Here is a 13,110-nt window from a genome sequence, read left to right on the forward strand (position 1 = left end):
GGACCGTCGCTCGGGCGGTCGCTCGGGCGGTCAGGCGGTCGGACTTTCGGTCGGGCGGACCGTCCCGGTGCGGGTGTCAGCCCGCCGTGTCCGCGCGCATCGTCCCGCCCAGGAACATCGAGGACGAGCACCGAGAGGGGGCCGGAGCACCCACCGGCTTGCCGACCCGCCTGCAGTCGATCGTCATCGTGACCTTGCCGCCGGCGGGCACCAGGATCGGGGTCACGAAGTGGTAGTCGGAGTCGCGGAAGTTCTCCAGGCCGAGGCTCAGGACGCGGGTGTCCTCGCCGGCCGTGACGGTGACCGTGCCCGCGTCGCCCTGCGGGTTCTGCACCACGATGTCGGTGAGCTGGAAGGTGTGGCCGGCCGGTACCTGCAGGGCCGTCCCGGTGTTCGGGCCGCCGCCCACCCCGTCCTGCACCCGGGCCTGCGCGCTGGTCGGGGCGCCCGACGCCGCGTCACCGCCCCCGCCGCTGCCGCCCGAGGCGGAGGGCCCCGGCGACGGAGTGGGGCTCGCCGAGCCGCCGCCCGTGCCCGCCCCGGCGGAGTCGCCGCCTCCGGAGCCCGCACCGCCCGGTTCGCCCTCTTCCGGAGCCTTGCTCTTGTCGGCCGCGGCGGCCGACCGTACCGCCTCGGGAGTGACCGCCTCCCGGGCCGCGGACTTCACCGCCGGGCGCAGCAGCGCGTACCAGAGCCCCACCAGGACGAGGAGCAGCAGAGCTGCGGTGAGCAGGGCCCGGGGCAGCCAGCGCGGCAGGATCGGTTCCTGCTGGTAGGAGCCGTCCACCAGCACCGGGGCCGGTGCCTCCTCGCCCTCGGGCGGCTGCGGGGCGGCGAACACCTGGAAGGCGTGCGTCACCGGCGTACCGCGCCACATCCGTTTGACCGGGCGGACCCGCAGCTTCGCGAACTCCGCGTGCCCCGGCTCGATCCGCAGCTCGGAGGCGGCGAACACCACCCGCGCCTGCTCCGTACCGGGCTGGGCTCCGAGCCGTACGGTCACCGGGGTGTTGCCCCGGTTGTCGACGGCGAACTGGTGCCGTCCGCTCCGGGAGCCGTTCGAGCCGCGCGGGACCAGTTCGGCGGTCGTCTCGGTGAACGGCAGGACGGTCACCCGGCCCTCGGGCACCACGGTGTCGCTCCGGTCGCCGGTCGGCATCACCCGGATCCCGAACGTGCTCTCGCCCGCGAGGACCGTCGCTTCGCGGGGCGGGCGCATGACCAGGGAGACGGTTCCGGAGTCGCCGGGGTACAGGGAGAGGACCGCGGGCTCCATCGCCGACCAGGCGGCACACGTGCCGACCACCTCGAAGTGGTATTCCTCGACGGTCCGGCCGGAGTTGAGGATTTGCAGGGGAAGGGTCGTCTCCTCGCCCGGTGTGACGGTGACGGTCGACGCGTCGAGGCTTGCGGTAAGACTCATACGCGGACCGTAGGACCGGGCCGGGGGGCGGGCACCGGTCACGGAGGAACACTTTCGGGCAGATGTGATGCCCGAGGCAACCTTTCAGTTTCCTCGCCGGTAAGAAAGGGAATCTTTAGACCGCCTCACAACGGATGGGGCAGACGAATACAGCTGTGGAGCTTGTGCCTGCAGTGTGATGCTTCCGGCTGGTGCCCAGGGGGAGCATTCGCATGGAGCGCATCACTGTCGTTTTACGTGCGCAAGACCCGATTTCCCAGGCCGGAGTGGCCAGCCAGCTACGGGCCCGCCCCGAGGTCAGCGTCGTCGAGCGGGACGACGGCGAGCCGACGCCCCAGGTCGTGGTCATGGTGGTGGACGCGGTGGACGACGAAGTGCTGCGCGTCCTGCGCAACATCCAGCGCACCAGCACCTGCCGCACGGTGCTGGTGACCACGGACATCGACGAACAGAAGCTGGTCAGCGCGGCGGAGTGCGGGGTCGCCGGGGTCATCAGGCGGTCCGAGTCGACGCCGGACCATCTGGTGCAGGTCATCGGCACGGTGGCGCGGGGCGAGGGGCATCTCCCCTCCGACCTGCTCGGACGCCTCCTCGAAGAGGTCGGCAGGCTCCAGGGTCAGGTGCTCGGTCCGCGCGGCCTGCACTTCACCGGCCTGGCCGCGCGCGAGGTGGACGTGCTGCGCCTGGTCGCCGAGGGGTACGACACCGCGGACATCGCGACGAAGCTGGCGTACTCCGAGCGCACGATCAAGAACGTGCTGCACTCGGTGATGACCCGTCTGCAACTGCGTAATCGCTCCCACGCGGTGGCGTACGCGATGCGTCAGGGGCTGATCTGACGGCCGGCCTGTCTGATGGCTTGTCGGTCTGAGGCCGATTCACGAAGGCCTCTGCACCATCGGGCAGTTCGGCCTTCCCGCGGAAGTGACTCGTCTCTCTCCGCGCCCGGCCGGTCGGTGCGCGACGGTGGCCTCCGGGTATCGGGCGGGACGCGGGGAGGGGAACTGTGCGGTGGTTTCAGCGAGGAACGGGACCGCGAAGGCGAGCGGCCGGGCTCGTTCTCCTGCTGTTGGCCGCCGGCCTCGCCCCCGCGTCCGGCGTGAGCGGTGTGGCGTCCGCCGTGCCCGTGCCGGAGCCGTGGGTCACTCCGGCGACGCTGGAGGAGACGCTCGACCCGGGCGGTTCGACGGGCGTGGACAAGCAGGTGCGGACCCCGGCGATCCCGCCCCGGCCGGATGTGGTCCTGCTGGTGGACGGTACGGCGAGCATGGCCGACCCGATCAGGAGCGTCCGGGAGAACCTGCCCGCCATCACCGGCAAGATCCTGGCCGAGCAGCCCGACTCGCATTTCGCGGTGGCCACGTTCGGCGACCAGGAGGGCGACGTCAACGCGGGATTCCAGGTGCTCACGGGGCTGACCGACGACCTGGTGAAGGTGCAGGAGGGCGTCGACAAGCTGAAGACCGACCTCGGCGGGGCGAGCCGGGGTCCTTCGGAGGACTGGATCAACGGGCTGTGGCAGATCGCCGACGGTGCGGGCGGCACGACGGTGTTCCGCGACGGGTCGAGCCCGGTCGTGGTGCTCGTCGGGGACGCCTCCAGCCACTCGCCCAGCAACGGCCACACCATCGACGACACGATCTTCGCGCTCCAGGACAAGGGCGTACGGGTGATCGGCGTCGATGTCGAGAGCACGATCGGCGACGGCCTCAACGGCAACGGCGACGCCGGAAACCCGGACTACGTCGAGGATCCGCCCACCACGCCGGGCCAGGCGACCCGCATCATCGAGGCCACCGGCGGCCGGCTGCTCGGAGGCATCGACGGGGACCGGGTCGCCGAGGCGATCATCGAAGGTTTCGACAACCTCCCCACCTCCGTCGGCTACCGCCTCGACGCCTGCGACCCGCATCTGACCGTCGCTCTCGACCCGCCCACCCGGCAGCTCACCAGCGGCGAGACCGCGCACTTCGCGGAGACCGTCGATGTGTCGGAGGACGCTCCGCAGGGCACGACGCTGACCTGCACCGTGCAGTTCCTGCTCGGCACCCAGGTGCCGGGGACGGACACGATCGGGCCGGCCGCGGTGCCCGATCCGGACTTCCAGCAGCAGATCAGCATCGCCGTGAACGACATCGACGTCCCCGTCGTCACCGTGGACGACCGTACGGCCAGGGCGCCCGACGACGACGGCGCCCGCATCGAGTACACGGCGACGGCGACGGACCCGCAGGACGGGGCGCTGCCGGTGACCTGTACCCCGCCGTCCGGATCGCTCTTCCCGGTCGGAACGACGACGGTCACCTGTTCCGCCACGGACTCGGCGGGCAACACGGGGGCGGACACGGCCCGGTTCGAGGTCCTGGAACCCGTCGTCCCGCCGGACCCGCCCACTCCGCCGCCGCCCCCGCCCCCGGCCTCGGACATCGCGGTACGGGCCGATGTCAGCCCGGACCGTACGTACGTGGGGCGGCCCGCCACCGCCCGGTTCACGATCACCAACGCGGGCCCGGACACGGCGACCGGCGTCGTCCTCGGGACGGTCTGGCCGAGGACGGGCGAGTCGAAGGACCGGAGCCTGTCCGGTCCGAGCCGGTGCACGGCGGCGCGGCCCTGCACGATCGCCGCCGGGGGCCGGATCGAAGTGACGCAGACGGCGACCTACCGGGCGGCGGTCACCGGTGACGTACGGGCCACCGTGCGCGGCACCCTGCCCGACGGGCGCAGGGCGAACAACCGGGACGCGGACCGGTTGAGGGTCCTCAAGCCCTCGCTGACGGTCACCCCGCAGGTGGCGAAACCGGGGCAGCCGGTACTGGCCCGGGGCAAGGACTTTCCGCCGGGCGAGACCGTACGTTTCACGTGGAACATCGGGATCACCGCGGACCGGTCCGGCGTACGGGTCGGCCGGGACGGCACCTTCGAGGTGCAGGTGCTGGTCCTGCGCAAGGACACGCTGGGCCCGCGCGTCCTGCGGGCCGAGGCCCGGGACCTGCCGCGCCTGCGGAAACCGGTGCTGGTCGTCCAGCACAACCTCCAGCCCCCGGACTTCGCGGGCCGGTCATGAGTGGGCTCTTCGCTTCGGAGGCGGTCACCGGATGATCCATGAGGTGGACGACGTCCTGCGGGCCATGATCCGGGCCGAGGTGCTGGAGGGCCGCCAGATCGCGGTGGTCTTCGACGCCCCGACCCGGGAGTGGGCGGCCAAGGTCAACGCCCCGATGGTCAACCTCTACCTGTACGACATCCGCGAGGACATGCGGCGGCGGGAGCGCGGCCTGCACAACGAGTACGACGAGCGCGGGGCGATCGTCGCGCGGCGCCGCCCGCCGCGCTTCTTCAAGCTGTCGTACCTGATCACGGCATGGACGAAGCGCCCGGAGGACGAACACCGGCTGCTCTCCTCCCTGCTGGCCTGCCTGCTGCGGTACGAGGCGCTGCCGCCGGAGCGGCTGGCGGGCTCGCTGGCCGAGGTCGGGGCCGCCGTTCCGATGTCGATCGCGCTGCCGCCGCCGGAGGACCGGTCGTTCGCCGATGTGTGGAGCGCGCTCGGGGGCGAGCTGAAGCCCTCGCTGGACCTGGTGATCAGCGTTCCGGTGACGGCATCCCCGGTCTACGAGGCGGGTCCGCCGGTGGGCGACGAGGGGCTGCGGGCCGAGTTCGGGGACGTACCCGCGTCGGCGCCAGGGGCGGGCGCGGGCGTGGGCGCGACGGAGGCGCAGCCGGGCCGGCCGGGTCTGCCGGTGTACGGGTCGCGTCCCGGCCGACCGGCCCGGGAGCCTTCCTCCGCGCCCCCGGGCGGGGCGCGTGGACGGGCGGTGTCCCTGCGGATCACGGAGCGGCGGGGGAGGCCGGTGGAGGAAACCGGCGCGCCCACGCCGCCTTCGGGACGGGACGCATGAGCGGGCCTTCAGGACGGGACGCATGAGCGAGGCCGCCGGGACGGGACACAGGAACGGGGCCTTCGGGATGGGACGCATGAACGGGGCCTTCGGGACGGGACACACGAGCGGGCTGGATGCCGACGGGGGCGCGGAGCACATGACGTCGCGGGATGCTGTCGATCCGGACCTTTGTCACCTGCTCGCCCGGGCGGCGGCCGTGGAGCGGCGCATCCGGCACGCGGTGGAGCTGAGGCGGAGCACCGATCCGGACCCGGACGACGACTTCCGGGGGCTGTATCTGACGGACGAGAACATCGTGCGGCTGCTGGACGAGACGGGGGCCAGGGGGTTCCCGGCACTGGAGGAGCCGCTGGCCGGGGGCGAGTCGAGCCCTGCTCCGGCCGAGGAGGAGACGGGTTCCCGACTGGCCCGCCTCGCGCGGGAGTTCGGCCTCACCGCGCTCGACACGGAGATCCTTCTCATCGCGCTCGTACCGGATCTGGATGATCGCTTTGAGGCGTTCTACGGCTATCTGAACGACGATGTGTCCCGTCGCCGCCCGTCCATAGGGATGGCCCTGGGCCTGTGCGGCGTGGCCCTCTCCGACCCGGCGGCCCGTGCCCGGCTGGCCGCGGGGGCGCCGCTCCGGGCCGGCGGCCTGCTCCTGGCGGAGGACCTGAACCGCCCGTTCCTGAGCCGTGCGCTGCGGGTGCCGGACCGGGTGGCCGCGCACCTGCTGGGCGACGACACCCCGGACCCGAGGCTGGCGGACCTGCTGGCCCCGTGGCAGGCCGTGCCCGGGGTGGGCGACCCGGCCCCGCTCGCCGGGGTCCTCGCCGACGGCATCCGGCTGGCCTACCTGAGCGAGGACCAGGGCGGCGCGGGCACGGCGCTGGCCGCGTCGGCGCTGACGCGGGCGGGCCGGGGGGTCCTGGGCCTGGACCTGGCCCGGCTGGCGGAGGACCCGTCGCCCGCCGAGGCGGTGAGCGCCCTGGTCCGGGAGGCGCGCCTGACCGGGGCGGGCCTGGTCTGCGCGCCGCTGGACGCGGTGTCCCGGGAGCGCCCGGGGCTGCTCAGGCTCCTCACGGCCACCCCGGTCCCGACGGTCCTGGTGGGGCGGGCGCCCTGGGACGCGTCCTGGTCGGTCGCCCCGCCCCTGCTGCTGCACGCGCCCCGGGTGGAGCCGTCGGCGCGCGGGGCGCTGTGGCGGGACGCGTACCGGCTCCGGGAGGACGCGCCGCTCCCGCCCGCCATCGCCCCGGACCACCTGCTGGCCCCGTTCCTCCTCACCCCGGAACAGATCACCGGAGCCGCCCGCTCCGCCGCCCAGGCGGCCCGGCTGGCGGGCGGCGAGCTCACCGCGGACCACGTACGGCGGGGGGCCCGCGCCCAGAACGCGGCGGGCCTGGACCGCCTGGCCCGCCGCATCGAACCTGCGGTGACCTGGGACGACCTGGTCCTCCCGCCGGACACCCACACCCAGCTCCGCGAACTCACGGCCCGCGCACGGCACCGCGACCGGGTGCTGGGGGAGTGGGGGATGCGGCCGGGCGGGGGCCGGGGCCGGGGGGTTTCGGCGCTGTTCGCGGGCGACTCAGGCACGGGCAAGACGATGTCGGCCGAGGTGATCGCCGCCGACCTGGGACTGGACCTGTACACGGTCGACCTGGCGACGGTGATCGACAAGTACGTGGGCGAGACGGAGAAGAACCTGGAACGGATCTTCACGGAGGCGGCCGGGGTGAACGGCGTGCTGCTCTTCGACGAGGCGGACGCGATCTTCGGCAAACGCTCGGACGTGAAGGACGCGCACGACCGCTACGCCAACGTGGAGAGCGCGTACCTCCTGCAACGCATGGAGTCCTTCGACGGCCTGGCCATCCTCGCCACCAACCTCCGCGCCAACCTGGACGACGCCTTCACCCGCCGCCTGGACCTGGTCATCGACTTTCCGGTCCCGGACCCCGAACAACGCCTGCTCCTCTGGGACCGCTGCCTTGGCCCGACACTCCCGCGCGGCACGGACCTGGACCTGCCCTTCTGCGCCGAGAACTTCGAGCTGGCGGGCGGCAGCATCCGCTCGATCGCGGTGACGGCGGCATACCTGGCGGCGGACACGGGGGGCGCGGTGACGATGGAGACGGTGATCCACGCGATCCAGCGGGAGTACCAGAAACTGGGGCGGCTGACGCTGGCTTCGGAGTTCGGGCCGTATCTGGGGCTGGTGACCTGAGGACGGGGCCAGTGAGTGGGGCGGCCCCGAGTGCTGGGATCAGACCTTGACGATGCGCACGCGGTCGCCGCAGAGCATGGTCAGGTCCTCGGGATCGGAGGTCAGGACCACGGCCGGCTTCGGAGCGTGGAGCGCGGTGGCGGCGACCACGGAGTCGATGGCGTACTTGTGCCCGTGAAGGCCCGCATCGACGAGCAGCGCCATCGCCGTACGCCCGATCTCCTCGGTGACCGGTTCCACATTCAGCCGGGACACGGCCCAGTTGAAGCGGGCTGAGTTCACCCGTGCGTGGTGTGCCTCGATGAGGGTGAGGATGCTGGTCACGACCCGCATGTCCTCCTGCTCGGCCCCGCGCACCAGGGCCATGACCCGGCGGTCGTCGGCGACCACCTTCGACAGCCCTTCGCTGTCCAGGACGAGGGTGCCCGGCCGGTTCATCAAGCCGCGCTCCCCACGCCGCCGTCAGCGTCTCCGCGCAGCAGGGCGCGGGCGGCGTCGACCTCCGCCTGGCTGAACTCACCGTGCTCCGCCTCGTGGGCGGCGGTCAGCTCGGCGAGGTTGTCCCGCTCGATCTGGCGCTGCACGGCGGCGTCCACGTAGGCGGAGAACCCCCGCTTTCCGACGCGCGCGCGGATGGCGGCGATGTTGCCGGAGTGCAGGCTGACGGAGACGTTGGCGGTGGGGCCTTCACCTGGTCTGTAGGTGACTTCGTCGCTCATGGGCTCATTCTAATAGCTTCTCTAGTAGAGGGGCGCGCGATCCAGCGCGAATACCGGCAACTGAGCCAGTTCGGGCCTTGACCGGGGGTGGTGCGAGTGTGAGGTGTGATGCACGAGTTCAGTATTCGGTAACGGAGTCGCGCAGGCCCTCCCAGTCCTCCTGGTGGGCGGCTTGCCCCGAGGGTGCTTCGAGCGGGCGGACTGCCACCGGAGCGGCGGGAAGGGTGATTTCGACGCCTTGCGAGTGACGCCAATGAACCGGAGGAGAGGCCTTGTCGAAGTCTTCTTTGTACGAAGCGATGATCTTCAACTCACCCGCCACCTCGGCAGCATGCAGCAAGCCGCCGTACGACTGGGCTGTGCTGGCCCTGTCGCCGCTCGTGAAAGCCGCATAGAGCCTGTCTCCGTCAGGCCCTCGGTATTCAGCGACCATGAACAGTGTTCGCCGCGCCAGGTTCACACTCCGAGCCAAATCTGCCACCTGATCGGGATGCATTCCCATGGGCCGCCCGAAACTTGGTGACAGGGTTGCCCCTGGCGATGCCTGCCAGAATGTCATGCTCCTGGCACGGAGTTCTTTCACCACCTCGTCCGACGCTGAATAGATGGCTACATTTCCCTCGTGCTCGACGTCCAGGTAAGAATTGAAGAACGTCACGGCATCGTCGATGGGTGTCACAGGGCTGCGCTCCTTTTTATGAACAGGTGGTCATCGGACTCGATCGTGCGTACGTCACCTTCGGCCGGTATATCTGAAACCCTGGACGCAAACGTGTACACGTAGACAGCGCCCATGACGCGCCTCACCGGCGGATTCATCAGTGTGTTTATGAGCTTTTTCAGTTGAGCCTCTGATTTCGCCTCGCCGCGTTTATACCATTCCTGCTCCTCGATGTTCCTCAGGAAGACGTCTTTCAGTAGCTCTCCGAAGGTGACGGTCACCTTGAGGTTCATGGAGACCTGCGCTCGGGTCAGGCCGTGCTTCGTAGCGAAGGCCACTACTTCGCTCGCGATATCCGACTCCGCATCACCCATGATTCGCTTGTTGTAGTGATCGCTGGCTGTCACCAAGTTCAATGCTTCCCGGTAGCCAGAGCCTCCGAACCAGTCGGCGATCACATGGGAACGGTTGAGTTGCTGATTCGCAAGGAATCCCGGTGAGTCCTGTGTCACTCCTCGCGGGTCGCCGGGCTCCTTGAGGTGCAGGTCCTCACCTTCCACCGTGAGCGACAGGCCGGACTTGATGTCCTGGGTGACGGTGAACGTCTTCCCAGCGGCCGTCGTCACCGTGATTACCCTCGTGTCGGATGTACTTCTTCCTTCGTCCAAAACGACGGAGACGGGGCGGAACTCAGTGTGGTCGCGCTCAGCGGAAAACTCGGGGGAAGGGTCATATTTTCCATAGGTTTCCTGCTCGGGATGGAAGTCCATCGAGTTAAGGGCGGCAAGTGTCTCTGGTGTGTCGTGGGCGGCTATGATCCCCTTTGCTTTGAGCTCCTTCAGGGCCCCCGTGCCGAGGAGCTTGATGAGCTCTTTGCGTATTCCGCTCTTCACGCCGAAAACATATCCTTTAAATGCATCGCTGTTTACTTTTCGGTTGTTTCCGTCGTAGAATTCCTTCTTTACGTCCAGGGCGGTGTCTTCTTTTTCGAGATACTCTGTTGCTGGACCGTCGGTCTGATTGAGTACGGTGTCTTCCCATAGTTGGCCGGATGCGATCTTTGGTCGCCTTATCTGTGATTCCCACCAGTGGGTGTGTACCTTCCTTATGAAATCCGGCCCGAATCTCTTTAGCTGCTCCCTTATGGCTTTCGTCTCGCTGTACGGTCCCAGCGGATGATTGCTCGCTTTCATGGAGAAGTTGGATCCGGTGGCCGTTTTCGTCGCGCTGAAGCCCTTGATCCAGGGAAACTTTCTCCGCATTTGCATCAATTCGGCGGTGACCGTTTCCGTTGGCGAATCATTCTTCTCGTGCTGATTGACAATGGATTTCGCTTGAGATATTGCCTCGGGCAGCTCCTTCTCCTTTTGGTCGCTCTTTGTTTTGTTGCCCCCTGGCTCCTTGTGATCCTTTCTGTCGTTATCCTTGCCCTTGTGTTTCCTCCAAAGCGATTTCCCCTTCTTGGCGATGAAGTCGACGATCTTGTCGATGGCTCGCGTGACTGGTCGTGACACCGACTGGAAGACCGACTTGACCTTGTTGGCCAGGCCGCCGATGCCCAGCAGGGCGGCGAGGAAGCCGATCAGGAGCGGGACGCTCGATGCGAGGGCGGCTTCTATGAGCTTCGGGACGCCGGCCTGGCCGCCGTTGGCTATGGCGATGACCGCGTCCAGGACTGCGTTGACGAAGTCCGCGATCTGGGCGCCCTGCGTCACGATGAACGTGACGATGTCGATGATTCCCTTGACCGCTCGGACGAACGCGGAGGCGGGGTTGAGCAGGGAGATGATCCAGGTGATGCCCGCGATGAGGACGGTGGGGATCAGGTAGGTCGTGAGTTTGCCGAGGATGGTGGCCTTGAGGTCGCCCGCTTCGGCCTGGATTTCCTTGACGGCTCCGGCGGGGCCTTCGGCGGCGAGGTTCTTCGCGACCGGGACGGAGGTTTCGACCGCCGACATCGCTTCGTCGGGGACGCCCTTGCGGGTGACGCGGGTGCGGATGTTGTCCCAGGTCAGGCCCAGCATCGAGCCGATGAGCTGGATGATCCCCTTGAGATCGAATTTCGCCGGGAGGTCCAGGCCGGCTTTGACCGCTGTGCCCAGCAGCCAGGAGACGACGCCGGTCTTGAGGTGGTCGGCGATGTTCGTGATGAAGAGGTTCAGGCCCGCGCCGACCGCTTTCACCAGGTTGCCCAGGAACCCGATCGGGTCCTTGATGATCTTCATGATCGCGGAGGCGGCCTTGGCGAGGATGCCCAGGAGCAGGTTCTTCAGCTCGTTGATCGTCTTGATGGCGCCGACGATGGCGTCCTTCGCCTTGTCGATCAGGCCCTTGTTGGCCTCCTGGAGCTTCTTGATCTCCTCGTCGATCTTGTTGAGCGCCGCCGTGTATTTCTGGGCGAGGTCCTGGACCAGCTGTTCCGATTTCTCGTTGACCGTCGCTTCCAGGTCGTCGAACTTGCCTGCGAAGTCCTTTGCCGCCTCCTCGCCGAACTGCTTGAGGTCTGCGGGGAGTTTGTCTACCTCCGCCTTCAACTCCGTGCGGCCCTTGGCTATCCGGGCCTTCGCCTTGCCCAGCTCCGCGCCGATGATGTCGGCCACCGAAGAGATGACCGTCTGCATCTTCGAGACGTAGAGCTTGCGGGACTCCTGGTAGAGGTCGTTCGCCGCCTTCGGCAGGCCGGCGAACTTGTCCTTGATCCAGCGGCCCTTGCCCATGAGGCCCGAGTACCGCTTGTCCTTGTACTTCTTCATCCGGCTCTTGTGGTCGGCCGTGAACGCGTCCCGCGCCGACTTCTCGCCCGACGTGAACGCCGAGTCCACCTTCTTGTCCAGGCCGGACAGGGTGTCCTCGACGTCCTTCTTCGTGCCGTCGTAGACCTTCTGGAGTTTCGCCGTGACCTCGGCGCGCTTCTTCTCGTCCTTCGACTTCGTGTCGTTCTTGCCGCCGTCGACCTGTTTGCCGGCGGCTGCGCGGGTCGAGGTGAGACCCGCCATCGCCTGGGCCCCGGAGGCCGCCGCGTTCTGTTTCGCGGTGGAGAGCTGCTGGTCCTCCGCCGCCTTCCCCTTCGCGGGGGCCTTCGCCGCGTCCGCCTCGGAGGTCTTCTTCGCCGACAGGGCCTCGTTGAACTCCGGTTCGTTGCCCTTGGCGAGCTGTTCCTCGGTGACCTCGGCGTCCGCCATCGCCTGATCGTTCCCGGCCGGTCCTTCGGAGAAGTCCGTGACGGCCGCGGGCTGCTTCTCGGGGACCGCGTCCGTCGCGGACGGCGCGCCCGGGTTGCCGGGGGCCGCGTCCGGGGTGAGGGGGGTGACGTCCTTGTCCTTGGCGGCCGAGGTGTCGGGCGGGGCCTTGGTGGCGGTGTCGATGTCCTTGGCCGACGACTCCTTGCCGTCGGTGACCTTGCCGTCGACCTCGGCCTTGACCTGGTCAGCCTTGCCGGACTTGGCGAACTTGTCGGCCTCGTCGAGGTTCTTGGGGGCCTGCGAGTCGATCGCCTTGTTCACCGCGTCGATGAACGCCTTCTTGTCGAACTCCCCGGGCTTCGCCGCGTTCATCTTCTCGGCGTTCGCCGCCTTGCCCTGCGCCTCCTTGTCGTCCGGCGGGGCCACCGCGGCGTCCTGCGACGCCTTCGACTCCGCCGCCGCCGGGGCATGCGCCGCGAGCCGGGTCTTCTTCCCCGCCACATCCGCCTTCATGGTGCGGAAGCGGGCCGACTGCGCCGGCGGCGTCTTCACCGGCGCGGTGTAGCGCTGGGCGACCAGCCGCGACACCGCCCCGTTCCCCGCCAGCCGTTGAAGCCGCTGGATGGAACGACGGTCAGGGGGTGAAGGGGCCGGCTGGGGTGCCGTGTCCGTTCGCGGTGCGCCGGAGCGCGAGGTCTCGGAAGGCTTCTCCGGAATCGCCTTCATCCGCCGCCCCTCCCGCCCTCCCGCTCCCGCCGGCCAGGAGGCCGCCCGGACGTGGTGCATGCGTGGTGGCCGCCAGCGTGCCGGGGAATCCGGGGACGTACGCAGCACGGGCGGACCGCGTACGGGGCACAGCCGGGCGGCACCCGTGGCGCGGTCGCGTTGCCTCATCGGGCAGCCCGCCCTGCGCGGCAGGGCGGCCGACCGTCCGTTCCCGGTGATCGCCGCAGTCACGAGAATGGCCCGCGTCCCACGGTCGAGCAGTGCGTCCAGGAGTGTGTCGAG

General features: G+C 69.0%; 9 protein-coding genes. 4 read left to right on the forward strand and 5 right to left on the reverse strand.

Annotated features, from left to right (window positions below):
• Positions 1–76 precede the first annotated feature (76 nt).
• Positions 77–1,423, reverse strand: coding sequence for a COG1470 family protein (locus IE272_RS11100; RefSeq protein ID WP_190006746.1), 1,347 nt, complete (start codon positions 1,421–1,423; stop codon positions 77–79).
• 212 nt (positions 1,424–1,635) lie between these two features.
• Between IE272_RS11100 and IE272_RS11105 the strand changes: the two genes are divergently transcribed.
• The 4 genes from IE272_RS11105 (at position 1,636) to IE272_RS11120 (ending at position 7,540) form a co-directional block, all read left to right on the forward strand.
• The gene (locus tag IE272_RS11105; RefSeq protein ID WP_050359963.1) at positions 1,636–2,262 is read left to right on the forward strand and encodes a helix-turn-helix transcriptional regulator; all 627 of its coding nucleotides are present in this window, start codon (positions 1,636–1,638) and stop codon (positions 2,260–2,262) included.
• A 230-nt stretch (positions 2,263–2,492) separates the two neighbouring features.
• Positions 2,493–4,490 carry an HYR domain-containing protein gene (locus IE272_RS11110; RefSeq protein WP_190006747.1) on the forward strand — a complete coding sequence of 666 codons (1,998 nt, stop codon included), beginning with the start codon at positions 2,493–2,495 and terminating at the stop codon, positions 4,488–4,490.
• Positions 4,491–4,521: 31 nt separating this feature from the next.
• Positions 4,522–5,325, forward strand: coding sequence for a Pvc16 family protein (locus IE272_RS11115; RefSeq protein WP_056702309.1), 804 nt, complete (start codon positions 4,522–4,524; stop codon positions 5,323–5,325).
• Positions 5,326–5,464: 139 nt separating this feature from the next.
• Complete coding sequence (locus IE272_RS11120; protein ID WP_190006802.1) at positions 5,465–7,540, forward strand: AAA family ATPase; 2,076 nt, start codon at positions 5,465–5,467, stop codon at positions 7,538–7,540.
• A 39-nt stretch (positions 7,541–7,579) separates the two neighbouring features.
• Here the strand turns inward: IE272_RS11120 and IE272_RS11125 are convergent, their stop codons facing one another.
• The 4 genes from IE272_RS11125 to IE272_RS11140 form a co-directional block, all read right to left on the reverse strand.
• Positions 7,580–7,978 carry a DNA-binding protein gene (locus IE272_RS11125; RefSeq protein WP_097935685.1) on the reverse strand — a complete coding sequence of 133 codons (399 nt, stop codon included), beginning with the start codon at positions 7,976–7,978 and terminating at the stop codon, positions 7,580–7,582.
• A complete protein-coding gene (locus IE272_RS11130) occupies positions 7,978–8,259 on the reverse strand; it encodes a hypothetical protein (RefSeq protein WP_073958331.1) in 282 nt (93 codons plus the stop codon). The genes IE272_RS11125 and IE272_RS11130 overlap by 1 nt, the downstream gene beginning before the upstream one ends.
• Before the next feature lie 118 nt (positions 8,260–8,377).
• The gene (locus IE272_RS11135) at positions 8,378–8,938 is read right to left on the reverse strand and encodes a hypothetical protein (protein WP_073958332.1); all 561 of its coding nucleotides are present in this window, start codon (positions 8,936–8,938) and stop codon (positions 8,378–8,380) included.
• Entirely contained in the window at positions 8,935–12,828 is a 3,894-nt protein-coding gene (locus tag IE272_RS11140; protein WP_229897268.1) for a phage tail protein, read from the reverse strand. The genes IE272_RS11135 and IE272_RS11140 overlap by 4 nt, the downstream gene beginning before the upstream one ends.
• Positions 12,829–13,110: the final 282 nt, after the last annotated feature.

It is taken from the genome of Streptomyces anulatus (assembly GCF_014650675.1).
Classification (GTDB): domain Bacteria; phylum Actinomycetota; class Actinomycetes; order Streptomycetales; family Streptomycetaceae; genus Streptomyces; species Streptomyces anulatus.

Bases quoted from the DNA above. Each gene is read 5' to 3' on its own strand.
- IE272_RS11100 (WP_190006746.1), bottom strand. From the start codon at position 1,423: ATGAGTCTTACCGCAAGCCTCGACGCGTCGACCGTCACCGTCACACCG.
- IE272_RS11105 (WP_050359963.1), top strand. From the start codon at position 1,636: ATGGAGCGCATCACTGTCGTTTTACGTGCGCAAGACCCGATTTCCCAG.
- IE272_RS11115 (WP_056702309.1), top strand. From the start codon at position 4,522: ATGATCCATGAGGTGGACGACGTCCTGCGGGCCATGATCCGGGCCGAG.
- IE272_RS11120 (WP_190006802.1), top strand. From the start codon at position 5,465: ATGACGTCGCGGGATGCTGTCGATCCGGACCTTTGTCACCTGCTCGCC.
- IE272_RS11125 (WP_097935685.1), bottom strand. From the start codon at position 7,978: ATGAACCGGCCGGGCACCCTCGTCCTGGACAGCGAAGGGCTGTCGAAG.
- IE272_RS11130 (WP_073958331.1), bottom strand. From the start codon at position 8,259: ATGAGCGACGAAGTCACCTACAGACCAGGTGAAGGCCCCACCGCCAAC.
- IE272_RS11140 (WP_229897268.1), bottom strand. From the start codon at position 12,828: ATGAAGGCGATTCCGGAGAAGCCTTCCGAGACCTCGCGCTCCGGCGCA.